The following is a 25,967-nucleotide window of genomic DNA, read 5'->3' on the forward strand; positions in this document are numbered from 1 at the left end:
GCCGGTGCGAACTAATGCCTACCGTAACGGCTGGCTGTGACTATTACATTTCCCGGCCCCAGAGTTACTAAGCTTGCTGACTTTACCCCACACTTCGGGTAAGGCGTCGGCAATTCCGCCAGCAGCGATCGGACCACCGGAGCACGCGTCCGACGCCGACGTGCCGGCTTTCCCGTGCAGGGCGGCTCCCAGCGCGGCAATGGCGGCCCAGCGCGCGTCCCCGTCAGCGCCCACCTTACGGAAGCGTCCGACGTCGAAACCTGCCTGGGCGAGCAGCGCGCCGATGACGCCGGCCAGGACGTCGCCGCTGCCGGCGGTGGCGAGCCAGGGTGTGCCGTCAGCCTGGCTGTACACGCTGCCGGAGGGTGCGGCTACCAGGGTGGTTGCGCCCTTGAGCAGCACTGTGGCCCCGGTCAGCTGCGAAGCCTGGCGGACGGCGGCCAGGGTTCCGGCTTCCACGGCTTCCCTGTCCTCCCCCCGGCCAAGGCGCCGCAGGAGCGCGGCGAGCTCGCCGGCATGCGGGGTGAGGACAACCTGCGGGGCCAGAACATCGGGAAGGGCGGGCAGGGCCCCGGCATCTGCCACGACAGGGAGCCCTGAGTCCACGGCATCACGGGCGCGCCGGAGCTGGTCGTGGTCCCCGGGACCCATGCCCGAGCCCACCAGCCAGGCCTGGACGCGGTTCTCCGCAACCGTGCCGGTACTGCAGACCACTTCGGGGCAGGACTGCCGCACCAGGTCAGCGACTTCGGGCGGACCGAGGTAACGGACCATCCCCACCCCGGCGGCGAGCGCACCCCGGCAGGCCAGGACGGCGGCGCCCGGATAATCAGCGGACCCCGCCACCACTCCCAGCACCCCGCGCGAATACTTGTGGGCCCGGCGGGCAGGGCGCGGGAGGATCCTGGCCATGTCCACGTCTTCGAGCCGGCGCAGCAACGGTTCGGGCAGGTGTTCCTCGATGCCGATCGGCACTACCTCCACCCTGCCGGCAAAGTCGGCGCCCGGGTCGGCCAGCAGGCCCGCCTTGGCGCCGCCGAACGTGACGGTCAGGTCAGCCGGCAGCACAGGCCGGGACACTTCCCCGGTGTCGGCGTCCACGCCGCTGGGAAGGTCGCAGGCCACAACAAAGGTGTTTCCGGCGCCGTCAGCCCTGAGCTCGGCGAGGGCGGCCACGAGGCCGGCAGCACTTCCCCGCAGCCCGCCTTGCGCACCTGTGCCCAGCACGGCATCGATCACGACGTCGGCGCAGGCCGTTTCTGCCGCAAGTTTCCCGGGTGCCGCTTCGGAGAGGCGGCGGACCCGGCCGCCGGCGCGCTCAAAGGCAGCCAACGCCAGTGCGTGGGCGGAATCCCCGGTGAGGACCGCCGTCGTGCGCACGCCCCTGGCCGCAAGGAACGAGGCCGCGTACAGCCCGTCCCCGCCGTTGTTGCCCTTGCCGGCGAGCACTGCGACGCTGGCACCGTAAACGCGGCGGCCGCGGGTTTTGAGCTCGGCGATGACCGCGTTGGCCAGGCCGTGGGCGGCGCGCTGCATGAGGGCGTCCCCCAGGCCGGAGGCGAGGAGCGGTTCCTCGGCCTGCCGGACCTGGGTGCCGGTGTAGGCGCCGATCAACGTGTCAGTCCCGTGACGGCCGGAGCCGCTCAGCCTTCGGCCAGGACCGTCGCAGTGGCGATGCCGCCGTCGTGGCTCATGGAGAGGTGCCAGCGCTTGACGCCCTTGGCCTCTGCCACGGCCAGCACGGTGCCCTTCACCTGGACGGTGGGCCCGTTGTGGTCCAGGCCGATCCAGCAGTCCTGCCAGTTCATGCCGGCCGGCGCGCCCAGGACCTTGGCCACAGCCTCCTTCGCGGCAAACCGCGCGGCGAGGGACCGGGTGTTCAGTTCGCGCTCAGCCGGAACGAACAGCCGGTCCCGGAGGCCGGGGGTGCGCTCAAGCTGGCGGCCGAACCGCTCGATGTCTACAACGTCTACGCCAATGCCAACAATCATGCGGCTTATTCTACGGTGACGCCCCCGGGCTGCCGCCTATGCCGGGCCGGAGCACATGCTTAAAAGCTGAAGCCCCGGGCTCTGTGCCCGGGGCTTCAGCTCTAAATCAGGTCCAGTTACTCGACGGTGACGCTCTTGGCGAGGTTGCGGGGCTGGTCCACGTCGTAGCCCTTTGCCTGGGCCAGTTCCGCGGCGAAGATCTGCAGCGGGACGGTGGTCAGCAGCGGCATCAGCAGCGTGGGGGTTTCCGGGACGTAGAAAACGTGCTCGGCGTAGGCCTTGACCGCTTCGTCGCCTTCCTCGGCGATGACCAGGGTGCGGGCGCCGCGGGCGCGGACTTCCTGGATGTTGGAGACCACCTTGGCGTGCAGGGAATCACGGCCGCGCGGGGACGGGACCACCACGAACACCGGCTGGCCTTCATCGATCAGGGCGATCGGGCCGTGCTTGAGCTCACCGGCGGCGAAGCCCTCGGCATGGATGTACGCGATTTCCTTCAGCTTCAGCGCACCCTCCAGGGCCACCGGGTAGCCCACGTGGCGGCCCAGGAACAGCACCGACTTCTCGTTGGCCATGCTCCGGGCCAGCTCGCGGAGCGGGCCGGCGTTGTCCAGGATCTTCTGGATCTTCGCCGGGATCTTGTTCAGGTCCGCGAGGACGTCCTTGATCTGGCCGGAGAAGATGTTCCCGCGCAGCTGCGCCAGGTACAGGCCCAGCAGGTACGCGGCGGTGATCTGGGCCAGGAACGCCTTGGTGGAGGCCACCGCGATCTCCGGGCCGGCGTGGGTGTAGAGCACGGCGTCGGACTCGCGCGGGATGGTGGAGCCGTTGGTGTTGCAGATCGAGATGGTCTTGGCGCCCTGTTCCCGGGCGTAGCGGACGGCCATCAGGGTGTCCATGGTTTCCCCGGACTGGCTGATGGACACTACCAGGGTGTTCGCGTCCAGGATCGGGTCCCGGTAGCGGAACTCATGCGCGAGCTCCACCTCGGTGGGGATCCGGCACCAGTTCTCGATCGCGTACTTCGCCACCATCCCCGCATACGCCGCGGTGCCGCAGGCCAGGACGATGATCTTGTTAACCTGCTTCAGCAGCGCCGGATCGATCCGCAGCTCATCCAGGGTCAGCTTGTGGTTGATGTCCGAGCGGCCCAGCAGGGTCTGCGCCACGGCGTCCGGCTGGTCATGGATTTCCTTCTCCATGAACGAGCTGAACCCGCCCTTTTCGGCGGAGGCCGGGTCCCAGTCCACGTGGTATTCCTTGCCCGCCGCCGGGTTGCCGTAAAAGTCGGTGATCTCCACCGTGTCCGCGGTGATGGTGACGATCTGGTCCTGGCCCAGCTCCACCGCCCGGCGGGTGTAGTCGATGAACCCGGACACGTCCGAGCCGAGGAAGTTCTCCCCCTCACCCAGGCCCACCACCAGGGGCGAGTTGCGGCGGGCGGCCACCACGACGTCGGGCTGGTCAGCGTGGACCGCGAGCAGGGTGAACGCACCCTCAAGGCGCTGGCAGGCGAGCTCCATGGCCCGGGTCAGGCCGCCGTCGGACGCGTCCCCGCCGAGCTTGTTCCGGAAAATGTCGCCCAGCAGCGCCGCAGCCACCTCGGTGTCCGTCTCGGACAGGAACGTGACGCCCTTGTCCAGCAGCTCCTGCTTGAGCTCGGCAAAGTTTTCGATGATGCCGTTGTGGATCACGGCAAGCCTGCCCTCATCAGCCAGGTGCGGGTGCGCATTCCGGTCCGTCGGCCCGCCGTGCGTGGCCCAGCGGGTGTGGCCGATCCCGGTCATCGTCTCCGGCAGCGGACGCGCCTCCAGCTCCGCGATCAGGTTGCTCAGCTTCCCGGACTTCTTCCGGGACTCGATCACGCCCTTGGACACCACAGCCACCCCGGCGGAGTCGTAGCCCCGGTACTCCAGGCGGCGCAGCCCCTCAAGGACAACATCCAACGCACTGTGACTTCCGCCGTTACCAGAACGGCCCACATAACCCACGATTCCACACATAGGCTCAAGACTATCGGCAGGGGTGCCCTACATCTAAACCGGGACACTCTGCACGGGCTGTGATCCGCGGCGCGCATAGCCACTGCTTACGCGCTCAAATCCGCCTCCATTTCGCTATGTGCCGGGCGAGGGGCAGAATCACTAACGTGACTTTGCAACGCAACGAGGCGAACGGAGAGGGTGTCTCCCCGTTCGTGGAGCTGGACCGGCAGACCTGGTCCCGGCTCGCAGACGAGATGGAACAGCCTCTTAACCAAGAGGACATCATCCGTCTCCGCGGCCTCGGGGATCCTTTGGACATGAAGGAGATCCGCGAGGTCTACCTTCCCCTGTCGCGGCTCCTGCACCTGTACGTCGAGGCTGCCGGGCAGCTGCACGCCGCCACCACCACGTTCCTGGGTGAGCACACCCAGCGCACGCCGTTTGTGATCGGCGTGGCGGGGTCCGTGGCGGTGGGCAAGTCGACCATTGCGCGCGTGCTCCGCGAGATGCTGCGGCGCTGGCCCGGTACCCCCAACGTGGAACTCATCACGACGGACGGCTTCCTTTATCCGCTGGCGGAGCTGAAACGGCGGCAGCTGCTGGAGCGCAAGGGCTTCCCGGAGTCGTACGACCGGCGGGCCCTGCTGCGTTTCGTGAGTGAGATCAAGAGCGGCGCCGAGGAAGTGCGCGCCCCGTGGTATTCCCACGTAACGTACGACATCGTTCCGGACAAGGAAGTGGTGGTGCGCCGGCCCGATGTCCTGATTGTTGAGGGGCTGAACGTGCTGGCCCCGGCGCGGCCGCGGCACGACGGCCGCCAGGGCCTGGCCTTGAGCGACTTCTTCGACTTCTCCATCTACGTGGATGCCAAGACTTCCTACATCGAGGAATGGTACGTGGACCGGTTCCGCAAGCTGCGGAGCACGGCGTTTGCCCAGCCGGAATCGTACTTCCACCGCTACGCCACGTTGTCCGACGAAGAAGCCGAGGTCACCGCGCGGGACATCTGGAAGCGCATCAACGAGCCCAACCTGGAAGAAAACGTCCTTCCCACCCGGGGCCGTGCGCAGCTGGTGCTGACGAAGGAGGCGGACCACTCGATCCGCCGGATGTTGCTCCGGAAGGTTTAACACAGGTGTGCCACGACTGCTCGCCCGGTGCGGCTGTCCCCCCGGTTGAATCAGGGGCGCCCAGCCGGCGCACCTTCACCCAGTTCCTGGCAGCCGGCGCCGGCCTGACTGTTTTGGCAGCGTGCACGCCGGAGGCACCCGCGGCGATGGCGCCGTCGTCCACCTCCCCCTCATCCCCCGCGGGCGGTGCCCCCGCACCCGCCCCGGAAAGCACGACGGCGGCGCCCCCCACCGAGGTTGCCGCACCTGCCGCTCCGTCCCCCGCGCCGTCGCCCTCCGCAGCCCTGCCGCGGCAGTTCTCGCTCACAGACCCCGCGAGCCCCTGGCTGGTGGTCAACAAGCACCGCCCCCTGGTCCCGGCCGACTACGTCCCGGCTGATTTGGTGCCGCCCAACGTCGCAATGACCGCGTCCGGCGAGGCTGCCCTGCTGAACAGCACAACGGCGGCGGCTGCGGAGGCGATGTTCGCCGCTGCCGGGCGGGACGGCGTGGCGATGGTCCTGGCCAGCGGGTACCGCTCGTACGGGACGCAGGTGGGGACCTACAACAACTACGTCGCGGCGCGGGGGCAGGCCGACGCGGACACGGCCAGTGCGCGCCCCGGCTACTCGGAGCACCAGACGGGCTGGGCGTTCGACATCGCCGACGGCGGGGGCGCGTGCAGTTTCCAGCCGTGCTTTGCTGACCAGCCCGCCGCCGTGTGGGCCAAGGCGAACGGGCACCGGTTCGGCTTCGTGGTGCGGTACCCGTGGATGTTCCACCCCGTCACGGGGTACTACTACGAGCCGTGGCACCTGCGGTATATCGGCGTGGAGGCGGCCACGGACATGGTTGCGCGCGGCATTTTCACGCTGGAGGAGTACTTCGGCGTGGAGGCGGCACCGGGCTACCCGTAAGGCAACTGCGCTAGTTTGGTTCCTATGCTGACTGGATTCAAGAACTTCATCATGAAGGGCAACGTTGTTGACCTTGCCGTCGCCGTGGTTATCGGCACCGCCTTCGGCGCGGTAGTGACTGCTTTGGTGAACAAGGTGCTCATGCCGTTCATCGCCGGGCTGACCGGTTCACCCAACTTTGACAGCTTCGCCAAGATTGACTTCAACGGCAACGCCATCGAGTTTGGCGTCCTGCTGACGGCGATCGTCAATTTCCTGTTGATCTCGGCCGCCATCTACTTCGTCGTGGTGATGCCCATGAACCTCATGGTTGAACGCCGCAACCGCAGGCTGGGGATCGGCCAGGACGTGAAAAAGGAGTCCGCGGAAGACCCGCAGATCGCGTTGCTTACCGAGATCCGGGACGCCCTCAAAACCCGCTCTTCCTAACATTCCAGACGAAAGTGGCCCGTTTCCCTTTGGAAACGGGCCACTTCTTGTTATGTCGGTTTGTTACTCGCTGACCAGTTCCAGGGCGAGCTCGGTGCGCACCACCTGGGCCAGGTGTTCGGCGATGGACTGGGCTGTATCTTCGTCAGCTGCCTCCACCATCACGCGCACGACGGGCTCGGTGCCGGAGGGGCGGAGCAGGACGCGGCCAGTCTCGCCGAGGGCGGCCTCCGCAGCCGCCACGGCCTGGGCCAGGACTTCGTTCCTGCCCACCCGTGTGCGGTCAACGCCCTTGACGTTGATGAGCACCTGGGGAAGCTTGGTCATCACGGTGGCCAGTTCCTTGAGCGGCTTTCCGGTCAGGGCGATCTGGGCCGCCAACTGTAGGCCGGTCAGGACGCCGTCGCCCGTGGTGGCATGGTCGGCGAAGATTACGTGGCCGGACTGTTCCCCGCCCAGGTTGAAGCCGCCGTCGCGCATTTCCTCCAGGACGTAACGGTCCCCCACGGCTGTTTCTCGGATGCTGATGCCCGCGTTGCGGAGCGCGATCTTCAGGCCGAGGTTGCTCATGACCGTGGCCACCAGGACGTCGTCCTTGAGCTTGCCGGACTTTTTCAGGGCAACTGCGAGGATGGCCATGATCTGGTCGCCGTCCACCTCGTTGCCCTCGTGGTCCACCGCGAGGCAGCGGTCGGCGTCGCCGTCGTGGGCGATGCCAAGGTCGGCCTGGTATTTGATCACCGCTTCCTTGAGCGGGCCAAGATGGGTGGAGCCGACGCCGTCGTTGATGTTGTGGCCGTCGGGTTCGGCGCCGATGACCACCACGTGCGCGCCGGCATCCTTGAACACCTGGGGTGAGCAGCCGCTGGCGGCGCCGTGCGCGCAGTCCAGGACCACCTTGATGCCCTCGAGGTTGTGCGGCAGCGTGCGCAGGAGGTGGACGATGTAGCGGTCCTCGGCGTCGGAGAAGCGCTGGATCCGGCCCACATCAGCGCCGGTGGGCCGCACCGCTTCCTTGGACATCTGCGCCTCGATGGCATTCTCAACGTCGTCCGGCAGTTTCTGGCCGCCACGGGCGAAGAACTTGATGCCGTTGTCCGGTGCGGGGTTGTGGGAGGCGGAGATCATCACGCCGAAATCGGCGTCCAGGTCAGCTACCAGGTAGGCCGCCGCAGGCGTGGGGAGGACGCCGGCGTCGTAGACGTCCACGCCTGAGCTTGAGAGCCCGGCCTCCACGGCAGCGGCGATGAACTCGCCGCTGGCCCGCGGGTCACGCGCCACCACGGCGCGCGGCCGCGTCCCGTTGGAGTTGCGGTCGTGGCCGAGCACGACGGCGGCCGCCTGGGCCAGCTGCAGCGCCAGCTCAGCAGTCAACAGGCCGTTCGCCAGTCCCCGGACACCATCAGTTCCAAATAATCTAGACACCGGTCAAGTCTAGAGGATGGGGATGGGCGGTCTTCTACCCCGCCCGCGACGGAGTGAACGACTTAGAAGCGCTGCTTCGCTGCGCTTTGGATATGCTCTCACTAGCGCTCTGGCGCGTGCCGGTAATTGGGGGGAAATTATGGCAGCAGGAAGCAACCAGTTGGCGAGCCTGACAGGACTTCGATTCTTCGCAGCTATGGCGGTGGTTATGTACCACCTGCGCCTCTACTTCAACCCACTGGGCGAGAGTCTAACCGTATTTGAGTATGGCTTCACAGGAGTTAGCTTCTTCTTCATTCTTTCGGGGTTTGTACTCACATGGTCCCACGCGGACGAAGTCCGTCCCCGCGCCTTTTATTGGAATCGAATATCCCGAATCTGGCCTCTCCACGTACTCACCATGCTGTTGGCGATCTGGGCTCCGCCGTTGCCGACATCAGGAGGTTCTAGTTGGGTCGCCACGCCATTTGTTCTTTCGTTGACTCAAGCTTGGATCCCGGCAAGCCCGTTCCTAAATGCCTTCAATGGAGTTTCCTGGTCCTTGTCATGCGAGGCATTTTTTTATTTGGCGTTCCCCTTCCTATGCAGGAAGCTTGCCACGACCCAAGCGTCTGTTCGCGCCATCTTCACGATACCCGTCGCCCTACTCGTGGCGATGGTGGGTCTGGCCGCGATGTCCTCCGTGTCGACAGCAGACTATTTGTTGGGAACCATGCCGCTTTACCGACTCGGTGAATTCATCCTCGGGATATCGCTTGCCAAGCTAATGAAGGGCGGCTGGCGCCCACCCTTCAATGCTGTGCAAGCAACCCTAATTCTGGGCATCCTTTCGGCTGGTCTTTTTGTCGCCTCGCTCCTCGCAAATGGTCTTGTGGGCCCCATACCGGTGACCGTCGCCAATCTTGTAATGATCCCTGGGTTTTTGATTGTCATCTCTGCTTGCGCTGATGGAGACTTGTCGGGGAAGAAGGGCCTGCTTCGTTCCTCCGGCCTGATTCGGCTCGGCCAGTGGTCTTATGCTTTGTATCTTATTCATGAGCTCGTGATCAAAGTGGTACGAGAGTTTGCCGCCGGCGTATCCGTGGGCGAGTCGATCGTGATCGCGGCCCTCGTCGTTCTGACATCCGTCGCCTTGTCGGGGCTTCTGCACGAGGTCGTGGAAAAACCTGCCGAGAGATGGCTTCGGCGTAGATTCTCCGCCAAGAAGCCGCACCAAGTACAGCACGCGTAAACACACAACTCCGCTGCCTTCTGGGCCGACCCAGGTACCCGACTACTTGGATTCTGGCTTCGAGTACCTGTCTTTGCCCAAAAGCCTCGCCACGGCCATTTCGTCGCCCCTACGATCCATGCATGACACCTAGCTATGGGGGCTTGGCGCTCGAAATTGTTGTACCGGTCTTCAACGAAGAAGCGGTACTCGAAAGCAGCATCACGAGGCTCGCCGAATATCTGACGCACGAAATGCCGTCGGCGTGGAAAATCACGATCGCCGACAATGCAAGCACCGATCGGACTCCGGTGATTGCCGCTCGGCTCAGCGAGCACATGCCGAACGTTGAATACCGACGCCTTGAAGTCAAGGGACGCGGCTTCGCCCTCAGGGATGCGTGGGGCGCATCTGAAGCAAAGGTCTTAGCGTACCTGGACGTAGACTTGTCCACCGATCTTGCGGCCTTGCCCCCTTTGGTTGCTCCCTTGCTGTCGGGGCATTCGGACATTTCCATTGGCACCCGGCTGGGGCAAAGCTCCCGGGTAAGCCGGGGACCCAAGCGTGAATTCATATCCAGGTCCTACAATCTTCTGTTGCGCCGGACAATGCAGGTGCGCTTTTCGGATGCGCAGTGTGGATTCAAGGCCATTCGTGCTGACGTAGCCAAGCGCCTCCTGCCGCATGTGGAGGACAACGGCTGGTTCTTCGACACCGAGCTCCTGATAATTGCGGAGCGTTCTGGTCTCCGGATTCACGAAATCCCTGTTGACTGGGTGGACGACCCCGACAGCCGTGTGGATATCAAGCAGACCGCCCTGGATGATCTGAGGGGCATGGTGCGCGTGGCAGGCTCCCTGGTAAAAGGGGTAATTCCCGTCCAAGCGATATACGCCGAACTGGGGCGCCGTCCCATTGTTCCGGAGAGCCGACCAAGCTTCTTCGGCCAGGTCCTTCGCTTCGGCATGGTTGGCGCGGTGTCAACCTTGGCCTTCGCGTTGCTTTACCTGGTTCTGCAGGGTCCCTTTGGGGCGCAGGAAGCAAACTTCTTGTCCCTGCTTATGACGGCCGTGGGCAACACGGCGGCCAACCGCCGGTTCACGTTCGGCATCAGCGGACCGGCGAAGCTGTTCACCCAGCAGTTCCAGGGTTTGATGGTGTTCCTGCTGGCCTGGACAATCACGTCGTCATCCCTGCTGGTTCTGCACGCCGTAAACCCAGATGCAGCACCGAATCTGGAACTGCTGACCCTGACGGCGGCTAATATCTTCGCCACTCTGCTGAGGTTTATCCTCTTGAGGCTCTGGGTGTTTAGGGTGCGGCAAGGAGAACAGGCGGCCGTACGTGGACTGCGTCCTGCCGGGGAACCTGTCCGGTGAGTGTGGCCGAGGCCAGCCGTGCCGCGGCTCCTTCAACGGTCCGTGGCGTCCGCACGCCACTGCCGTGGGAGTACATCGGGCTTGCCGCCCTCCTCACCGCCACAGCAGCAACATTCCTCTGGGGACTGGACAGGAACGGATGGGCCAACCCGTACTACTCCGCCGCAGCACAAGCCGGCTCCCAGGACTGGAAAGCCTTCTTCTATGGCTCCCTCGACGCCGGCAACCTCATCACCGTAGACAAGCCGCCCCTGAGCATCTGGATCATGTCCCTCTCAGTCCGACTCTTCGGACTGAACTCCTGGGCCCTGCTCGTACCCCAAGCACTTATGGGCGTCGCCACCACGTGGCTGATCTACAAAATCATCCGCCGCAGCCACTCCGCCGCACCCGCCCTCCTTGGCGGCCTGATCTACGCGACCACTCCCGTCGTTGTCCTCATGTCCCGGTACAACAACCCCGAACCGCTTATGGGTCTGCTGACCGTCGCAGCGGTCTACTTCGTCATGCGGGCCACCGAAGACAACCGCTGGACCTGGTACCTGCTCGCCGGCACTTCACTCGGACTGGGCTTCATGGCCAAGCAGATCCAAGCCTTCCTACCCATCCCCGCCCTCATTCTCGCCGTCCTGCTCTTCGGCGCGGGAACCATGGCATCCCGGTTCCTCCGGCTCCTCGCTTCGCTCGCCGCACTGGTCATCAGCGGCGGCTGGTGGATGACGATAGTCGAGCTCACACCCGCCGCCAACCGACCTTACGTCGGCGGATCCGCAACCAACAGCATCCTCGAACTCACCCTCGACTACAACGGCCTCGCACGATTCTTGCGTTTCAGCGCTGATCCTCAAACAGCGCCCGCAGCTCCGGGACCTGCCCCAGAGTACGACGGCGGGCTAAGCCGCCTGTTTAACGCAAACTTTGCTCCTGAGGGGGCGTGGCTCCTCTTTGCCGCGGCGACGTGCTCGCTGGCTTTGATACTGCTTTGGCAGCAGGCTGGCGGAAGCCGGACCGCGAAAGCATTGATCATTTGTGCCGTGCTTTGGCTCCTCACCGCCTACGTGGTGTTGAGTTTCATGGGCACCATGACACACACCTACTACGTATTTTCACTCGCGGCGCCGATGGCTGTAGTTGTTGCGTTGGGAACGCAGTTGCTGTGGAGCCAACGGCAGCGGATTGTGCCCCGGTGCTTAGGGGCGGTGCTCCTTGCCGGGACCGGGTACATGGCAATTCGTATTTTCCAATACAGCGATGCTTGGGGGGCCTGGCCCGCTGTTCTGCTTGGCGTAACGCTCCTGGCTGTGGTGGGGTGGCTGTTCCTCCGGCCACGATACTTAGAGCTTCTTGCCTTGGCGATGGTGTCTATGGCCTTGGTGATCGGCCCACTCGCGACGGATGTGATAACGCTATCCAAACCACACTCCGGAACTAATCCCCTTTCAGGACCAGTCGGGAACAATTTGGGCTCCCTATCGGCCCACTTGGACGCCGCCCGCCGAGGTGACCCGCCGCTTGCTAGACATCTGGGATTCGGTGTTGAGCCGTCTCAGGAAATCACGTCGCTTCTTCGCGATTCTTCGCCGTCGACATGGGCCGCCGCAACATATACCGCGCAGAACGCAGCACAATATCAGCTCGCTTCCGAACGGCCCGTTATTGCCCTGGGAGGCTGGCTGGGCAACGACCCCGCACCAACGATCGACCAATTCAAAGCGCTCGTGCAGGAAGGAAAGATCACCTACTTCATTTGGCAACAGCCAATCCTTGATGAAGTACCGCTAGGAAGCGACGCCAGGGCCATAACCGACTGGGTTCATTCCAATTTCAAGGGGGAGGTTATCGATGGAGTCACGATCTACGATCTTAGGCAGTAGGGAGGCCTTCCGGCCAAAACAGAGCGTAGTCGCCCGCGGGCGATGGGAAAAATACTGTCTGGCCGGGATTCTGTCACTTGCCGCTATCTCGTATTCCTGGGCCCTTGGAGCAAACGGCTGGGCAAATGCGTACTATTCGGCAGCAGTCCAGTCCGGTCTTCATGATCCCTCTGCATTCTTGTTTGGTTCCGCCGACTGGGGCAATTCCATAACAGTGGACAAGCCTCCCTTGAGCCTTTGGATCATGGGACTCTCTGTCCGCCTTTTCGGGCTGAATACCTGGGCTATGCTGCTCCCACAAGCGGCACTGACGCTTGGCAGTGCCGCGCTCCTTTACACAATGACGCGCCGTCACCTCCCTGCGACAGTCGCCCTACTCTCGACTGCTGTCTTTGCCGCGACACCCATCACCTTGCTGCTCGCCCGCTACAACAATCCTGACCCTCTTATGGTTCTTCTGATGCTCTGCGCACTCCATGCGGGCATCAAAGCGACCGAATCATGCCAGGGCCGCCACTTATATCTCAGTGCAGGATTTCTCTCCCTCGGGTTCATGGCGAAACAACTGCAAGCTTTCCTGGTGCTTCCCTCGATCGTCCTGGTCTTCTGTGTCTTTTCGATTGTGATTTGGCGTGCGCGCCTCTTGTCGCTTGTCGCCGCAGGACTAATGCTCATCTCCGGGTCGCTTGCGTGGCCACTGATAGTGGACATGGTTGATCCAAGACGCCGACCCTACATAGGCGGTTCCTCGAGCAACAGCATGGTCGAACTGACGTTGGGCTATAACGGCGTCGATCGTGTTCTAAAACGCGAAAATGATCCATGGTCAGCTCTCCTGCCGGAAAGCATGAGAACAGTAGAGACAGACTCCGGATTCTTCCGGCTCTTCAACGGTAACTATGGGCAGGAGATTGGCTGGCTTTTGCTACCGGCGCTGCTGTCAAGTTTGGCAGTTCTCACTTGCGTTGTGAAAAAGAAATACACGAGGGAAAAATCAGTATTTGCTGTAGCCGCAGCATCCTGGCTTTTGCTCACCTACTTGGTACTCAGCTTTATGGGAAGCAGTTTTCACTCCTACTACACCGCGTCCCTGGCCGCGCCTTTGGCACTATGCCTTGGCTTGGGCATGGAACTCGTGCTTGGGAGCGGGAGAACGCTATGGAGCCGTCTTTTTGTTTTCTTAGGCATGCTGATCAGCGCCGTCTTCTCCCATGCCATGTGGCAAATAAGCGATGCCTATCCGCAGTGGATTGGCCAACTATTGCTCTATATTGGCCTGTCTGCGAGTGTCCTGGTGCTGATCCCGCCGCCGGCAAAATGGGTCATCCCTGCGGCCTCATGGTTGGTGTTATGCACCCTTATGGTCGGGCCCATATTTTGCTCCGTGATCACAGTGGGTTCTCCCCAAACTGGCTCAAATCCGTTGTCCGGGGGCATCTCCTCCAACCCAAATACGCTGAGTCGGTTTATGGCAGGGGCCAAGTCATTGGATCCGGCATGGGCAACAGGACTCGCCATCGGAAATGCGCCCGGGTCGTCCCTTAAACCCGTGCTTGAAAGCTCCAATTCTTCATGTACGTGGGCTGCGGCGACCTATCCGGGCCAAACTGCAGCCCGCTTCCAACTCGAGACAAACCGTCCGATCATGCCGTTGGGTGGGTTCGCCGCTACCGACCCAAGTCCTACCTTGGAACAATTCCAAGATTGGGTAGCTGGAGGTCGGCTCTGCTACTTGGTAGTTCAACCTGAGCAGCTCAAGGTCCCAGGCAACAGTGCAGAACTATTGGCCATCCATGAGTGGGTGCAGGGCGCATTTGACCCAGAAGTAATAGAAGGATTCACGGTTTATCGCCTGACCCGGGACTAGCCTGTCGGCGCCTACCATCCCAACTGCCGTCCAATTGCACGAAGAAGCCCGCCCCGCCAAAGGCGGGACGGGCTTCTGTACAAGCGGATTTAGCGCTTGGAGTACTGCTGGGCCTTGCGGGCCTTCTTGAGACCGGCCTTCTTACGCTCGATGACGCGGGCGTCACGGGAGAGGTAACCGGCCTTCTTCAGGGTGGCGCGGTTGTTCTCGACGTCGATCTCGTTCAGGGAACGGGCGATGCCGAGGCGCAGGGCGCCGGCCTGGCCGGAGATGCCGCCGCCGTGGATGCGGGCGATGACGTCGTAGGCGCCTTCGAGATCAAGGATCTTGAAGGGCTCGTTGACGTCCTGCTGGTGCAGCTTGTTCGGGAAGTAGTTGTCCAGCGCACGTCCGTTGATGGTCCACTTGCCGGAGCCGGGGACAACGCGAACGCGTGCAACAGCTTCCTTGCGGCGGCCAACAGCTGCGCCGGCGACGGTCAGTGCCGGGCGCTCCTTCTTCGGCGCAGCAGCGTCAGCTGCTGAGCTTTCAGAGGTGTAGCTGGTCAGGGTTTCCTCAGCCTCAACGGCTTCGGTGGTCTCTTCGTTCTGAGCCACGATTCTCCTTGTATAGATAAGTTGTTTGGTGGCCAGGACTACTGGGCGACCTGGGTGATTTCGAAAGTCTTGGGCTGCTGGGCGGCGTGCGGGTGCTCAGCACCGCGGTACACCTTCAGCTTGCCGAGCTGCTGGGCAGCGAGGGAGTTCTTGGGGAGCATGCCCTTGATGGCCTTCTCCACGGCGCGGACCGGGTTGGACTCCAGGAGTTCCGCGTAGTTGACGGAGGTCAGGCCGCCCGGGTAGCCGGAGTGGCGGTATGCGCGCTTCTGCTCCAGCTTGGCGCCGGTCAGGGCGACCTTCTCAGCGTTGATGATGATGACGAAGTCGCCCATGTCCATGTGGGACGCAAAGGTGGCCTTGTGCTTGCCGCGCAGCAGGATTGCGGTCTGGCTCGCGAGACGACCAAGGACAACGTCTGTGGCGTCAATGACGTGCCACTGGCGGTTGATATCGCCGGGCTTCGGGGTGTACGTACGCACGGTGTTTGCCTCGTTCTTGTTCTGGCGTTCTTGTTTAGGTGTCACTAGCTCGTGCACCTACTATCTGCGCGCTACCGGAACAGAGGTGAGGGCTCTATGTAACCAGTCATCCTTTGCTTCCGAATGTGCACGTTGAGTAGTCATCCTGCAACCGGATTCTCAAGCGGGCACGCACCATCGGAATAGGACACGCACAACGACTACCAAGATTAGCGCGTTAAGGGGTTCAGGGTCAAAATGGGGTAGCCGGACGCTGGTGCGTGCCGAGCCGGATCGACGTTCGCGGGGGGACACAGTGCATTCTTGGGTCAACGATGGGTCCGCTGTGTGGCTTTTCGTCGTCGGAGCCGGCGTCCTTGGCGGCATCCTCTCCCCTGCCGCGGAGGTTGCCATCGCCCGCTTCCTGCCCAGGGCCGGAATCCGCCCCAGCATCCCTGTCCAAATTACGACGGCGGCAATTACCTTCGCAGCGTGCGCGGCCTTTTCCCTTCGCTTGGGAATTACGTTAAGCCTGCCCGCTTTTCTATTCCTGGCGGTTATGGGTACGCAGCTGGGGCGAATTGACGTAGCCCGGCACCTGCTGCCCAACCCACTTGTCTTAACGCTTCTTATTGGCGGCCTCCTCCTGTTAATGCTGCCGGCCCTCTTCGATAATCAAGCTGGTGCACTCGGGCGAGCACTTGCTGGCGGCTTGATTTTGTTCTTCGCGTACGTGATTCTGGCGCTGATTTCACCCGCGGGCATCGGGATGGGCGACGTTAAGCTCGCTGCCCCCATAGGCCTCTACCTCGGGTACCTAGGCTGGACCCAGCTTCTCTACGGGGGGCTCCTGGGCTTCATCATCAATGGGCTGGTGTCGATAGTAGTTGCAGCCAAGAATGGCCGGATTAGCGGGGCGGAAGTGGCCCATGGTCCTTCGATGCTCCTCGCCGCCGCAGCAGCCTCACTTCTCACCCTCTAGTCTCGTTCCGGCCAAACTGTCCGTTGGCGTTCCGCCTGTTCGCGACCATCCAAGTAGTCGAGTCTGGAAAATCCTGGCGCACCTGAGTACTGGTCCCATGTTCTGAGTACGACCATTTTGGCCGTGCGAAAAAAGTCGAGTACAACTACGCATTGTTGCCCCTCCCTCGCAATGACAATCTTTTCTTAGCGAAGTCCAGCCGCTAAAGAATTACGGGGGCAGCTGGAAATTCGTTGAAATCAAATCACTCCATTTCACCGAATTAAAGGAAATTACAATGACTTCACTTATGGTCTCGATGATGGCATTCGTTGCCGGCGTCAAGGATCGTTTCTCTTCTGAAAAGGGCGCCACCGCGACGGAGTACTCCCTCCTCGTCGCTTTTATCGCCCTCCTCATCATCATTGGCGTCACCGCCTTCGGAACCGCGCTGAACACTTGGTTCTCCACCCTCGGTTCCCGCGTCGGCACCTGGTAAGGAACTGAGATGACTTCTCTCATGGTCTACGTGCTGGCCTTCGTAGCTGGCGTCAAGGAGCGGACCTCTTCGGAAAAGGGCGCAACCGCGACAGAATACTCGCTCCTCGTCGCCTTCATCGCGCTCCTCATCATCATCGGCGTCACTGCCTTCGGAACCGCGTTGAACACCTGGTTCTCCACCCTCGGTTCCACCGTCGGCACCTGGTAGCCGAAGCCCTCTTGAATGTGCCGCGGGCGAGAGCGCGCGGCACATTCAAAAATCCAACCATCCTCGGGGGATCCGTTGAAGAAGATCTTCGTGAAAGACACGGAAAACAAGAGCCGTGGCGCCATCGCCGTGGAGTTTGCTTTAGTCGCTCCCGTGTTGCTGGCGCTCGTTGTCGGCATCGTGGAGTTTGCCAACGCCTACAACGCCCAAATATCTGTCACCCAGGCTGCGCGTGAAGCTGCCCGTGGGATGGCGGTCAAGAACAGTCAAACGGACGCCAAAGCAGCGGCGGTCGCTGGTGCCCCCGGAGTCAACTCGGCAGCGTTCGCGTATTCGTTCAGCCCGGCATCCTGCGCGCCCAACGCTACAGCCAAGGTGACCATCACTTACCCGGCTGCAACGCTAACGGGGCTTTTTGGCAGCTCAGTAACGCTTACCGGCGTAGGAGCGATGAGATGCAACGGATAGTCAAGGACCAGAAGGATCATGAGAGGGGAGCTGCCGGGGTCATGGTGGCGGTCATGATGATCGTCCTCATCGGCGCCGGCGCCTTGGCCGTCGATACGGGGCAGATTTACGCCGAACGCGCCCAACTGCAAAACGCAGCGGATGCCGGCGCCCTTGCTGGTGTGGACATCTGCTCCGAAGCCGGGGGCTGCACGCAAGCGGACGCAAATGCGGTGGCCGAGGCCCTTGCCGACAGCAACTCCAACGACAACAAGTCCACGGTTCAGAGCGTGGACCTTTCTGTCCCAGGGGAGGTTACTGTCACAACATCCACGAAGGACGGGACCACGAACGCAGGCTTCCTCAGCAAGATGTTTGCCAGCGCCTTAAACGCCCCCGCAGCCACGGTGGGAGCAACGGCCACAGCTAAATGGTTGTACCCGACAAAAGGGATCACGGTCCTTCCCCTGACGTTTGCCCCCTGCGAGTTCAAGGATGACGGGCTTCCGCACAAGATACTGACCCAAGGCGGCGGTGGCGGCGCCCAGGATTGCAATGGCCTCAACCCGTCGAACCAGATCATTCCTGGTGGTTTCGCATGGCTTAATCCCGATGGCTCGACAGGATGCAATGTCACAGCGGAAGTTGGCCAATGGAGCAAAACAAGCGCAGGAGCCGCAGTCCCTAACGGATGCATTGACCTCTTCAACCCCTCTCTAAACCCTTCGCTGGCGGGGTCCACAGTGGCACTGCCTGTCTACAAATACACCTGCGATGGAATGCCCGCTGCGCAGTTCGGCACCTGCAACGGCAGTTCCGTCCAGTACTTCATCGAAAAATGGGCCGGCTTCAAAATCCAGGCCTGGAACTTGTCCGGTCAGGCCAAATATGACCCGACCCCAGTGTTCAGCGGAAGCGAGAAAGGTCTTTACGGCACCTTCGTCGGTTACTCCGCAGATCCCAACCTCTTCACCGGAGGAACAACCACACCCACGGGCAACGTCGTTGTCCTGGGGCTGATCAAGTAAGCATCATCAAAGGGGAAGAAAGTGAAAGCACGCCTACTGGGAGGCATCGCCGCGTTGGTTATTGCGATAGCCGGCACAGTCCTTCTGATCACCTATGTACAAAGTGCCGACGCGCGCGCAATGGCAGGAACCGAAACCACCGAGGTACTTGTGGTCCAGGCACCCATTCCAGCGGGAACACCGGTCAGCGAAATAGGCGGGCTGGTGGTAAAAAAGCCGCTGCCAAAGTCCGCGCTGACGAGTGACACAGTCACTGACCTTGCTGATGAAGGAGCCAAAGTCACCGCGGTGTCGCTCGTTCCTGGTGAACAGTTGCTCGCCAGCCGTCTGGTCGAAGCCAACTCGTTCCTTGGTCCTTCCAGGGTTGCGGTCCCCGATGGCATGCAGGAGATCTCGCTCAAACTTCCTATTGAACGTGTTGTGGGCGGAAAAATAACCGCCGGTGACACCGTGGGCATCTTCGTCTCCCTGACGGACTCAACCGGAGAAGGCGCGAACGCCACTCAGTCCGCCGGCACGCAGCTGACATTCCACAAGGTGCTCGTAACCGCCACCCAGTTCAGCAACGGCAGCCCCGCCCAGCCGGACGCAGCGAAGGAAGGGCAGTCTGACGGCAAGCTGAGTTCCGGAGAAAACCAGAGCGACGGCACCTACCTCATCACGGTTGCCCGCAACTCCGTAGAAGCCGAACGGCTCGTATACGCTGCCGAATTCGGAAGGATCTACCTCTCCAAGGAACCCAGCGAAGCCACCGAGGGCAACAACGGTGTTGTGGATAAGACGAAGGTATTCCGATGAGCCGCTTCGTACTGATCACACCCAATACGGATTTTGAACGCCGGGTTCGTATGGCAACAGTCGGCATGCCTGGCTCCCTCCAGTACTTCCAAGCCGATTACCTCCCGCAGGGCCCTGAAGAGGTCCTCAGGCAGCTGCTGGGGGAACCACCCGAGGTATTCGTCCTCGGTCCGGGCCTTCCTGCGGACGACGCTCTGAAGTTCGCCGCCGTCATGGACCTGCAGTATCCGGAGATCAGCATGATCCTGGTGGCCGGTGAGTCCTCGGACGTGGCAATCCAAGCGATGCGCGCCGGAATCCGCGATCTTTTGGATCCAGCAGCGGACGTGGACCATATCCGGATCATTGTGGAACGTGCCAGCCTGGCATCAGCAGGTCGCCGGCGCGGTCTGGCGCCAAGCAGCTCCGAGCACCACGAGCATGCCGCCGGCGGACGCATCATCGCTGTCATCTCACCGAAGGGCGGCGTCGGCAAGACAACCGTTGCAACGAACATCGCCATAGGGCTGGGGAAGATTGCACCAATGGGTGTGGTCATCGTCGACCTCGACCTCCAGTTTGGCGACGTTGCGAGCGGGCTGATGCTGGAACCTGAGCACACCATCACGGATGCTGTTGTGGGCGCGGCCAGCCAGGATTCCATGGTTCTCAAGACATACCTGACAGTTCATCCAGGCGGAATCTATGCACTGTGCGCGCCAAAAAACCCCGTCGAAATGGACAGGATTAGTGGAGAAAACGTCAGTCATCTCCTCTCACAGCTCCGCCAGGAATTCCAGTACGTTGTGGTTGACACTGCACCTGGGCTCGGCGAGCACGTTCTGGCCACGCTTGACATGGCCTCCGACGCCGTATGGATCTGCGGAATGGACGTTCCGAGCATCCGCGGTCTTCGCACCGGCAACCAGATTCTTGCGGAGTTGAACCTTCTGCCGGAACGGCGGCACGTAGTACTCAACATGGCTGACCGCAGAAGCGGACTGACCCTTCAGGACGTCGAAGCAACCATCGGCGCGCCGGTGGATGTCGTACTCCCCCGTTCAAGGACCTTGCCGTTCTCAACCAACAAAGGCATACCGCTGCTCCAGGACGGCACCAGGGATCCCGCAACAAGGGGGCTCCGGCAGCTGGTAGAGCGTTTCAAGCCCAATTGGGAAGAAAGACCACACAAGAAGTTGCATAGAAGGGCGGTTGTCCAGTGAACCTCTCACGCAGGCTTGAAAAGGTACGCGGTACTGAGTCAACCGCGCCAGTAGCGGAAGTCGAGCCGCAAAACGTCTTCGTGCCAGCGATGGGCCCTCTTGAACCGGCCACTCTCGGGCGGATCCATGAGGCGAAATCAGCGGAAATAGCCGAGGTCGTTGAGTTGGCACCCACAGCCGCCGTGGCCAGCGGCGCTCTCAGCGCCCTGAAGGAACGTGCTAGCCAAGCGCTTTACGAGCGCCTGGGCGCGCGCATCACTGACTCGTCGCTTGAGGAGGCAGAGCTCCATCAATATGTCAAAGACGAGCTGAAAATCGTCGTCGACGAGGAGCAGGTCCCCCTCACATCCGCTGAACGGCAGCGGTTGATTCGGGAAATCATCGACGACGTCCTTGGCCACGGGCCCATCCAGCGATTCCTGGATGATCCGTCGGTCACCGAAGTCATGGTGAACCGGTTTGACCAGGTCTACGTGGAGCGCGCCGGCAAACTGACACTCACGGATACCAAGTTCGGTTCCGACGACGCACTGCGTCGCGTCATCGAACGTATCGTCTCCAAGGTTGGCCGCCGTATTGACGAGTCCTCTCCCCTGGTGGACGCACGTTTGGCTGACGGCTCCCGCGTCAATGCAATCATCCCGCCGCTGGCGGTCAACGGACCGGCACTGACCATCCGGAAGTTTGGAGGTGATGCGCTCACCGTACAGAAGCTGATTGGTTTTGGCAGCCTGTCCCCTGAGATGGCAGAACTTCTCCAGGCCTGCGTACTGGCACGAATGAACATCATCGTTTCCGGCGGTACGGGTACAGGCAAAACCACTTTGCTCAACGCACTGTCGTCCTTCATCCCGGCTTCGGACAGGATCGTTACTATTGAGGACGCGGTAGAGCTCCAACTGCAGCAGGACCATGTAGTGAGGTTGGAGAGCCGGCCGGCAAACATCGAGGGCAAGGGCGAGGTTGCCATCCGGGACCTTGTCCGGAACTCGCTTCGCATGCGGCCTGACCGAATCGTTGTAGGCGAAGTCCGCGGCGGCGAATGCCTCGATATGTTGCAGGCCATGAACACCGGGCACGACGGTTCCCTCTCAACGGTCCACGCGAACTCACCCAGGGACGCAATCGCCCGCCTGGAGACTTTGGTCCTGATGGCCGGCATGGATCTGCCGCTCCGAGCAGTAAGGGAACAAGTAGCTTCCGCCGTGAACCTCATCGTCCACATTTCCAGGCTCCGCGACGGAACCCGGAGAGTCACTCACATCACCGAGGTTCAAGGGATGGAGGGGGATATCGTAACCCTTCAGGATGCCTTCGTCTTTGACTACTCGGCCGGGGTAGATGCAAGCGGACGCTTCCTCGGGAAGCCCATTCCTACAGGCGTTCGCCCGCGGTTCACTGACCGGTTTATTGAGCTCGGGATCCACGTTTCACCCCACATCTTTGGGGCCGACCCGATCAGGGGTCGATGACAATGGCAGTGGACACTCCTGTCGCGGTGTTCATGGCCGGACTGTTCCTGGTCTATGCGGCACTGGCCTTGGTATTCACGGTTGTGTGGAGAAGCTCCGCCGTCCCCCTCTCGCGGAGACGTCCGGACATTGCCCAGCATTCTTCGAGCCTGTCCCGCCTGACCAACCAGGCCGTCGGGGTCCTGAACCGCAGTCTTAAGAAGCGACCCACGGGCCTCTTCAACAGGGAAAAGCTCGAGCAGGCAGGCCTCAACAAAGAACCGGGAGACTACCTCCTGATGGCGGGGGCAATCACGCTGGTGGCGACGGTGCTGGGCTTCTTGCTCGGCGGTCTCGGCATCAGCGTCCTTACCTTCATCATGGCCCCAGTCCTCCTTTACGTCGCCCTCAACTTCCTTATTTCCCGGCGTCGAAAGACGTTCGACTCCCAAGTACCGGATACGCTTCAAATGTTCTCGGGAGGTCTTCGTGCAGGCCACAGCCTGCTCCGTGCCATCGATGCAGCCGCTCAGGAAAACGATGGTCCGATGGCCGAGGAGCTTAGCCGCATCGTCAACGAGACCAGGATCGGCCGGGACCTGGGCGAATCGATGGCGGATGTCTCCAGGAGAACCGCGAGCGAAGATTTCTATTGGATCGCACAGGCAATTGAGATTCACCGTGAAGTCGGTGGTGACCTTGCCGAGGTCCTGGACCACGTGGGTGACACCATCCGTGACCGGAACCAGGTGAAAGGCCAGGTGAGGGCCCTGAGTGCGGAAGGGCGAATTTCCGCCCTGGTTCTCATGGCCTTGCCCATCCTGATGTTCATCGGACTGGTGACGTTCAACCCGACCTACGCGCGGGTGTTCACGACGACCTTCATCGGATTTGTCATGTTGGCCGCCGCGATCGCACTCCTCTCTACCGGCGGGTTTTGGCTCAGCCGCATCATCAAGCCAAAGTACTAGGGGACACGACATGCAACCCATCGCTCTAGCAGCAATCTTGGCAATTATCGTTCCTATCTCCGGCATGGTCTGGCTGTCCTTCACGGGAGACCGTGCAGGATTGCGTCGGATCAAGGCCAACCTTGGCGGCCGCCCAAGTCAAGCCGTGCAGTCCCTCAACATCAGCCAGCAGTTCACGGATCTGTCCAAGCGCATTACGCCCAAGAGCTACGAAGCCTGGCTGGACAAGCAGCTGGCTGGTGCAGGTCGGCCGAAGCAATGGCCGCTTACCCGGATTCTTATGGTGAAGCCCCTGCTCGCTTTCGCTGGCGCGCTTCTTGGCCTCGTGGTTTTCCTGGGCGCACCCTCGGCCGGCAGGTTCGCCATCGCTGTGGTCATGGTTGCGCTGGCCTACTTCGTTCCCGACCTTCTTATCCGAAACCGGGCCCAAAAGCGGCGGGAAGAGATCCGTCTTGAACTTCCCAACGCCTTGGATCAAATGCTCATCTCCGTCCAGGCGGGCCTGGGTTTCGAATCTGCGATGGGCAGGGCGGGCGAGAACGGCCGCGGGCCATTGGCCGACGAGCTGATCAGGACCCTGCAGGACATCCAGGTGGGACGTTCACGCAAGGAGGCATACTTGGCGCTTTCCGAACGAGTCGATGTTCCTTCAGTCCGTACTTTCGTACGGGCCGTCGTGCAGGCCGACACGTACGGCATTGCCATCGCAGGCGTCCTCAAGACGCAAGCGAAGGATATGAGAATCAAGCGCCGGCAGCTCGCGGAAGAACACGCAATGAAGATGCCGGTCAAGATGCTTTTTCCGCTCATCTTCTTCATCCTGCCTACTCTTTTCATCGTCCTGCTGGGGCCGGCCGTGCTTCAGATCATGTCTGTGTTCTCCTAGGGGAAGTTATGCATCTCCATATCAGCAGATGCCCGGTGCGTCTTTCAGGGACACTCAAGACCCTTCTTGAGGACCAACGTGGCGCCACCGCCACTGAGTACGGGATTTTGGTTTCGTTCCTGGCTTTGGCGCTGGTCCTCGGTGTCACGGCTTTCGGTCACGCATTGAATCTTCACTACCAAAGCCTTACGGCAGCCCTAAGCGCAGCCCTGGGCATCCCTTAGCTCACCTGATGAAAGTACCGCGCCGCCTTGGCGCCCTATAGACCGGACCCCCTCGGCACCCAGAACCGAGGGGGTCCGTTTGTGTGCCCGGGCAACTCCAAACCCAGCGTTAGCGCAGCGAAAACCAAGGATAAGCGCAAGAAAAATACACTGCGTAAAGCCTTCGCGCAGGATGCTCCAAGATCCGGCCGCAGGGCTAGCGTCCGTTGCTAACTTGATTTCAGAGCTGGTGCAGGACCAGCTTCCCCACTCGCTCAGGAGTCTCAAATGCTTTCTCTCTACACCAACCTCGCAGTCCGCCTCCAGCGCAACGAAAAGGGCGCCACCGCCGTCGAGTACGGCATCATGGTCGCGCTCATCGCTGTGGTCATCATCGTTGCCGTTAGCCTCCTCGGTGGGTCGCTGAACGCCATGTTCGAGCAGGTAAAGTGCCAGGTCGGTGGCGGCACGTGGACGGCCGTCGCGCAGACAACCACAACCTCCGCGGGTGGAACCTGCACCCCCTAAGGCACCCCCAACAAAACACGTGAGAGTGGCGGTGGCATTCAAGCCGCCGCCACTCCGTGTGTCGAAGCAAGACCGAGTGAAAGGCGCCCCGTGTCCAAGGCATCCGAGCGCGGAGCAGTTGCGGTGGAGTTCGCCATCGTGGCCCCCGTCCTGGTCATGCTGCTCTTGGGCATCATGGAGTTCAGCCGCGCGTACAACGCTCAGGCCTCGCTCTCGGCTGCTGCCCGCGAAGGGGTTCGGGTGATGGCAATCACCGGCAACCAAACGACAGCCAAGTCAGCAGCAAAGACCACAGCTGTTTCTCTAAAGCCCGGGTTGCAGGACGCCGACATAGTCTTTGGGACGCCATGCCCCTCAACGGTCAGCACCGGGACCAGCCCCCAGGCCACCATTACCATCACCTATTCCCTATCCACGCTGACCGGAATAGCTGGACCGTTCACCTTGACCGGCAAGGGAGCCATGCTATGCGGCGGCTAGCACCAACGACGAAGAATAACGACGGCGAACGCGGCGCCGTGAGCGTGATCGTCGCCATTACGCTGGTGGTTCTTTTGGGCTTCGGCGCCATGGCCGTGGACGTGGCCATGATGTATTCAGAACGCGCTCAACTCCGGAATGGAGCAGACGCAGCTGCCTTGTCCGTGGCCCAAAAGTGCGCGAAGAACGCCGGCGACGTCGACTGCTCGAACACCTCCTCCCTGGCAAAGAGCCTCGCGAACCGCAACGCGAATGATGGACTGAGCAATATCAAGTCGATAGTGCTCAACACGACTACCCGCACCGTGACGGCCACCGTCGGATCCCAGGAAGCCGGTCACGCCCCAAACCAGGTGTCCCTCTTCCTTGCTCGCGCCCTGGGCTTCAACACCGCCGAGATCAATGCCTCCTCAACCGTCGCTTGGGGCAGTCCGGTCAAGGGACCGACTGTCTTTCCCATCACCGTCTCCATCTGCCAGGTCCGCGACAAGGCAGGAGTGATGCAGCTCTTGCAGCTGCATGGAAAGAACGCTAACGAAGACTGCAACTACGGACCGTCCGGCGCCGCGGTGCAAGGCGGGTTCGGAGGCCTAAAACAGGACCCCGGCCAGTGCGGCGCGCTAATCGACATCAAGGCGAGCACCGGCACCGCCGGCGGATCCACTGGCGTTGATCCGCCCTCCAATTGCGAAGCCCTCCTGAATGGCTGGGCGGCGGACATGAATGCAGGCAAGGACGTCATCATCTTGCTGCCGATATTCAATTCCGTCACAGGAACCGGCACGGGCGCTGTGTACGGACTCACCACCTTCGCCGCTTTCAAGGTGGCTGGCTGGAAGGTCGGCAACACGGGACTTCCCTACACTTTCCGCAACCGAACACCCGACGTTCCGGCCGCGCTTGAGTGCCGCGAGCCCTGCCGAGGCATCATCGGAACGTTCGTCAAATATGTTTCCCTCGCCAAGGGTTACACCTTGGGTGACGTCAACTCCGATGGCGCAACCGTCGTTGAACTCCGTTAGCCGGCAAACCATGATTTTTAGGATATTCAGGAGCAGTC

The 25,967-nt window shown here is 61.8% G+C and carries 27 protein-coding genes; 21 read left to right on the top strand and 6 right to left on the bottom strand.

Going from position 1 to position 25,967, the window contains the following annotated elements:
- Positions 1-18: 18 nt before the first annotated feature.
- From ACQ3DC_RS02080 to glmS, 3 genes are all read right to left on the bottom strand, one after another.
- Positions 19-1,614, bottom strand: a complete 1,596-nt coding sequence (locus tag ACQ3DC_RS02080; protein WP_430751418.1) for an NAD(P)H-hydrate epimerase — start codon at positions 1,612-1,614, stop codon at positions 19-21.
- Between the two features lie 29 nt (positions 1,615-1,643).
- Positions 1,644-1,991 carry a holo-ACP synthase gene (locus tag ACQ3DC_RS02085; RefSeq protein ID WP_157241634.1) on the bottom strand — a complete coding sequence of 116 codons (348 nt, stop codon included), beginning with the start codon at positions 1,989-1,991 and terminating at the stop codon, positions 1,644-1,646.
- A gap of 116 nt (positions 1,992-2,107) precedes the next feature.
- Positions 2,108-3,994 (bottom strand): glutamine--fructose-6-phosphate transaminase (isomerizing), encoded by a 1,887-nt coding sequence (gene glmS, locus ACQ3DC_RS02090; protein ID WP_157241633.1) that lies wholly within the window; start codon positions 3,992-3,994, stop codon positions 2,108-2,110.
- Between the two features lie 116 nt (positions 3,995-4,110).
- On the opposite strand from glmS, the gene coaA reads away from it, so the two are divergent.
- Genes coaA through mscL form a run of 3 tightly spaced genes read left to right on the top strand, consistent with a single transcriptional unit; the run spans position 4,111 to position 6,431 of the window.
- The gene (gene coaA / locus ACQ3DC_RS02095) at positions 4,111-5,106 is read left to right on the top strand and encodes a type I pantothenate kinase (protein WP_321214048.1); all 996 of its coding nucleotides are present in this window, start codon (positions 4,111-4,113) and stop codon (positions 5,104-5,106) included.
- Between the two features lie 5 nt (positions 5,107-5,111).
- Entirely contained in the window at positions 5,112-6,002 is an 891-nt protein-coding gene (locus ACQ3DC_RS02100) for a M15 family metallopeptidase (RefSeq protein WP_430751419.1), read from the top strand.
- A 24-nt stretch (positions 6,003-6,026) separates the two neighbouring features.
- Entirely contained in the window at positions 6,027-6,431 is a 405-nt protein-coding gene (gene mscL, locus ACQ3DC_RS02105; RefSeq protein ID WP_157241631.1) for a large conductance mechanosensitive channel protein MscL, read from the top strand.
- A gap of 63 nt (positions 6,432-6,494) precedes the next feature.
- On the opposite strand, the gene glmM is transcribed toward mscL, so the two are convergent.
- Positions 6,495-7,856, bottom strand: coding sequence for a phosphoglucosamine mutase (glmM, locus tag ACQ3DC_RS02110; RefSeq protein WP_430751420.1), 1,362 nt, complete (start codon positions 7,854-7,856; stop codon positions 6,495-6,497).
- A 139-nt stretch (positions 7,857-7,995) separates the two neighbouring features.
- Here glmM and ACQ3DC_RS02115 point away from each other — a divergent pair, with 139 nt between their 5' ends.
- The 4 genes from ACQ3DC_RS02115 (at position 7,996) to ACQ3DC_RS02130 (ending at position 14,186) form a co-directional block, all read left to right on the top strand.
- Positions 7,996-9,087 (top strand): acyltransferase family protein, encoded by a 1,092-nt coding sequence (locus tag ACQ3DC_RS02115; RefSeq protein WP_430751421.1) that lies wholly within the window; start codon positions 7,996-7,998, stop codon positions 9,085-9,087.
- A gap of 122 nt (positions 9,088-9,209) precedes the next feature.
- Entirely contained in the window at positions 9,210-10,445 is a 1,236-nt protein-coding gene (locus ACQ3DC_RS02120) for a glycosyltransferase (protein ID WP_430751422.1), read from the top strand.
- The gene (locus ACQ3DC_RS02125; protein ID WP_430751423.1) at positions 10,442-12,319 is read left to right on the top strand and encodes a glycosyltransferase family 39 protein; all 1,878 of its coding nucleotides are present in this window, start codon (positions 10,442-10,444) and stop codon (positions 12,317-12,319) included. The genes ACQ3DC_RS02120 and ACQ3DC_RS02125 overlap by 4 nt, the downstream gene beginning before the upstream one ends.
- Positions 12,288-14,186 carry an ArnT family glycosyltransferase gene (locus tag ACQ3DC_RS02130; RefSeq protein WP_430751424.1) on the top strand — a complete coding sequence of 633 codons (1,899 nt, stop codon included), beginning with the start codon at positions 12,288-12,290 and terminating at the stop codon, positions 14,184-14,186. Before ACQ3DC_RS02125 ends, ACQ3DC_RS02130 begins: the two co-directional genes overlap by 32 nt.
- An 89-nt stretch (positions 14,187-14,275) precedes the next feature.
- On the opposite strand, the gene rpsI is transcribed toward ACQ3DC_RS02130, so the two are convergent.
- Positions 14,276-14,782: a 30S ribosomal protein S9 gene (rpsI, locus tag ACQ3DC_RS02135; RefSeq protein WP_050684362.1), complete on the bottom strand. Its 507-nt coding sequence runs from the start codon at positions 14,780-14,782 to the stop codon at positions 14,276-14,278.
- Between the two features lie 38 nt (positions 14,783-14,820).
- A complete protein-coding gene (gene rplM / locus ACQ3DC_RS02140; RefSeq protein WP_015937805.1) occupies positions 14,821-15,264 on the bottom strand; it encodes a 50S ribosomal protein L13 in 444 nt (147 codons plus the stop codon).
- 325 nt (positions 15,265-15,589) lie between these two features.
- On the opposite strand from rplM, the gene ACQ3DC_RS02145 reads away from it, so the two are divergent.
- The 14 genes from ACQ3DC_RS02145 (at position 15,590) to ACQ3DC_RS02210 (ending at position 25,929) form a co-directional block, all read left to right on the top strand.
- The gene (locus ACQ3DC_RS02145; protein WP_430751425.1) at positions 15,590-16,225 is read left to right on the top strand and encodes a prepilin peptidase; all 636 of its coding nucleotides are present in this window, start codon (positions 15,590-15,592) and stop codon (positions 16,223-16,225) included.
- 277 nt (positions 16,226-16,502) lie between these two features.
- A complete protein-coding gene (locus tag ACQ3DC_RS02150) occupies positions 16,503-16,703 on the top strand; it encodes a Flp family type IVb pilin (protein WP_430751426.1) in 201 nt (66 codons plus the stop codon).
- 9 nt (positions 16,704-16,712) lie between these two features.
- On the top strand, positions 16,713-16,913 hold the full coding sequence (locus ACQ3DC_RS02155) for a Flp family type IVb pilin (protein ID WP_430751427.1): 201 nt from the start codon (positions 16,713-16,715) through the stop codon (positions 16,911-16,913).
- A 75-nt stretch (positions 16,914-16,988) separates the two neighbouring features.
- Positions 16,989-17,381 carry a TadE family protein gene (locus ACQ3DC_RS02160; protein WP_321214057.1) on the top strand — a complete coding sequence of 131 codons (393 nt, stop codon included), beginning with the start codon at positions 16,989-16,991 and terminating at the stop codon, positions 17,379-17,381.
- Positions 17,369-18,388 carry a pilus assembly protein TadG-related protein gene (locus tag ACQ3DC_RS02165; protein WP_430751428.1) on the top strand — a complete coding sequence of 340 codons (1,020 nt, stop codon included), beginning with the start codon at positions 17,369-17,371 and terminating at the stop codon, positions 18,386-18,388. Before ACQ3DC_RS02160 ends, ACQ3DC_RS02165 begins: the two co-directional genes overlap by 13 nt.
- A gap of 21 nt (positions 18,389-18,409) precedes the next feature.
- Entirely contained in the window at positions 18,410-19,186 is a 777-nt protein-coding gene (cpaB, locus tag ACQ3DC_RS02170) for a Flp pilus assembly protein CpaB (protein ID WP_321214059.1), read from the top strand.
- Positions 19,183-20,388: an AAA family ATPase gene (locus ACQ3DC_RS02175; RefSeq protein WP_321214060.1), complete on the top strand. Its 1,206-nt coding sequence runs from the start codon at positions 19,183-19,185 to the stop codon at positions 20,386-20,388. The genes cpaB and ACQ3DC_RS02175 overlap by 4 nt, the downstream gene beginning before the upstream one ends.
- Positions 20,385-21,860 carry a CpaF family protein gene (locus tag ACQ3DC_RS02180; RefSeq protein WP_430751429.1) on the top strand — a complete coding sequence of 492 codons (1,476 nt, stop codon included), beginning with the start codon at positions 20,385-20,387 and terminating at the stop codon, positions 21,858-21,860. Before ACQ3DC_RS02175 ends, ACQ3DC_RS02180 begins: the two co-directional genes overlap by 4 nt.
- A gap of 2 nt (positions 21,861-21,862) precedes the next feature.
- Positions 21,863-22,810 carry a type II secretion system F family protein gene (locus tag ACQ3DC_RS02185; RefSeq protein WP_421092932.1) on the top strand — a complete coding sequence of 316 codons (948 nt, stop codon included), beginning with the start codon at positions 21,863-21,865 and terminating at the stop codon, positions 22,808-22,810.
- Between the two features lie 10 nt (positions 22,811-22,820).
- On the top strand, positions 22,821-23,696 hold the full coding sequence (locus tag ACQ3DC_RS02190) for a type II secretion system F family protein (RefSeq protein ID WP_430751430.1): 876 nt from the start codon (positions 22,821-22,823) through the stop codon (positions 23,694-23,696).
- 8 nt (positions 23,697-23,704) lie between these two features.
- Positions 23,705-23,920: a Flp family type IVb pilin gene (locus ACQ3DC_RS02195; RefSeq protein WP_421092931.1), complete on the top strand. Its 216-nt coding sequence runs from the start codon at positions 23,705-23,707 to the stop codon at positions 23,918-23,920.
- 267 nt (positions 23,921-24,187) lie between these two features.
- Positions 24,188-24,427: a Flp family type IVb pilin gene (locus ACQ3DC_RS02200; RefSeq protein WP_430751431.1), complete on the top strand. Its 240-nt coding sequence runs from the start codon at positions 24,188-24,190 to the stop codon at positions 24,425-24,427.
- Positions 24,428-24,517: 90 nt separating this feature from the next.
- On the top strand, positions 24,518-24,907 hold the full coding sequence (locus ACQ3DC_RS02205) for a TadE/TadG family type IV pilus assembly protein (RefSeq protein ID WP_321214064.1): 390 nt from the start codon (positions 24,518-24,520) through the stop codon (positions 24,905-24,907).
- Positions 24,895-25,929 (top strand): pilus assembly protein TadG-related protein, encoded by a 1,035-nt coding sequence (locus tag ACQ3DC_RS02210; protein WP_430751432.1) that lies wholly within the window; start codon positions 24,895-24,897, stop codon positions 25,927-25,929. The genes ACQ3DC_RS02205 and ACQ3DC_RS02210 overlap by 13 nt, the downstream gene beginning before the upstream one ends.
- Positions 25,930-25,967 lie beyond the last annotated feature (38 nt).

The sequence above is a fragment of the Paenarthrobacter sp. NEAU-H11 genome (genome assembly GCF_050573415.1).
In the GTDB taxonomy this organism is placed as follows: Bacteria; Actinomycetota; Actinomycetes; order Actinomycetales; family Micrococcaceae; genus Arthrobacter.

Excerpts from the sequence above, each read along its gene's own strand:
- coaA (WP_321214048.1), top strand. The coding sequence starts at position 4,111 with ATGTGCCGGGCGAGGGGCAGAATCACTAACGTGACTTTGCAACGCAAC.
- ACQ3DC_RS02120 (WP_430751422.1), top strand. The coding sequence starts at position 9,210 with ATGACACCTAGCTATGGGGGCTTGGCGCTCGAAATTGTTGTACCGGTC.
- ACQ3DC_RS02150 (WP_430751426.1), top strand. The coding sequence starts at position 16,503 with ATGACTTCACTTATGGTCTCGATGATGGCATTCGTTGCCGGCGTCAAG.
- ACQ3DC_RS02210 (WP_430751432.1), top strand. The coding sequence starts at position 24,895 with ATGCGGCGGCTAGCACCAACGACGAAGAATAACGACGGCGAACGCGGC.
- ACQ3DC_RS02115 (WP_430751421.1), top strand. The coding sequence starts at position 7,996 with ATGGCAGCAGGAAGCAACCAGTTGGCGAGCCTGACAGGACTTCGATTC.
- ACQ3DC_RS02200 (WP_430751431.1), top strand. The coding sequence starts at position 24,188 with ATGCTTTCTCTCTACACCAACCTCGCAGTCCGCCTCCAGCGCAACGAA.
- ACQ3DC_RS02195 (WP_421092931.1), top strand. The coding sequence starts at position 23,705 with ATGCATCTCCATATCAGCAGATGCCCGGTGCGTCTTTCAGGGACACTC.
- mscL (WP_157241631.1), top strand. The coding sequence starts at position 6,027 with ATGCTGACTGGATTCAAGAACTTCATCATGAAGGGCAACGTTGTTGAC.
- ACQ3DC_RS02175 (WP_321214060.1), top strand. The coding sequence starts at position 19,183 with ATGAGCCGCTTCGTACTGATCACACCCAATACGGATTTTGAACGCCGG.
- ACQ3DC_RS02130 (WP_430751424.1), top strand. The coding sequence starts at position 12,288 with ATGGAGTCACGATCTACGATCTTAGGCAGTAGGGAGGCCTTCCGGCCA.
- glmS (WP_157241633.1), bottom strand. The coding sequence starts at position 3,994 with ATGTGTGGAATCGTGGGTTATGTGGGCCGTTCTGGTAACGGCGGAAGT.
- ACQ3DC_RS02185 (WP_421092932.1), top strand. The coding sequence starts at position 21,863 with ATGGCAGTGGACACTCCTGTCGCGGTGTTCATGGCCGGACTGTTCCTG.
- ACQ3DC_RS02190 (WP_430751430.1), top strand. The coding sequence starts at position 22,821 with ATGCAACCCATCGCTCTAGCAGCAATCTTGGCAATTATCGTTCCTATC.
- ACQ3DC_RS02085 (WP_157241634.1), bottom strand. The coding sequence starts at position 1,991 with ATGATTGTTGGCATTGGCGTAGACGTTGTAGACATCGAGCGGTTCGGC.
- ACQ3DC_RS02155 (WP_430751427.1), top strand. The coding sequence starts at position 16,713 with ATGACTTCTCTCATGGTCTACGTGCTGGCCTTCGTAGCTGGCGTCAAG.
- ACQ3DC_RS02165 (WP_430751428.1), top strand. The coding sequence starts at position 17,369 with ATGCAACGGATAGTCAAGGACCAGAAGGATCATGAGAGGGGAGCTGCC.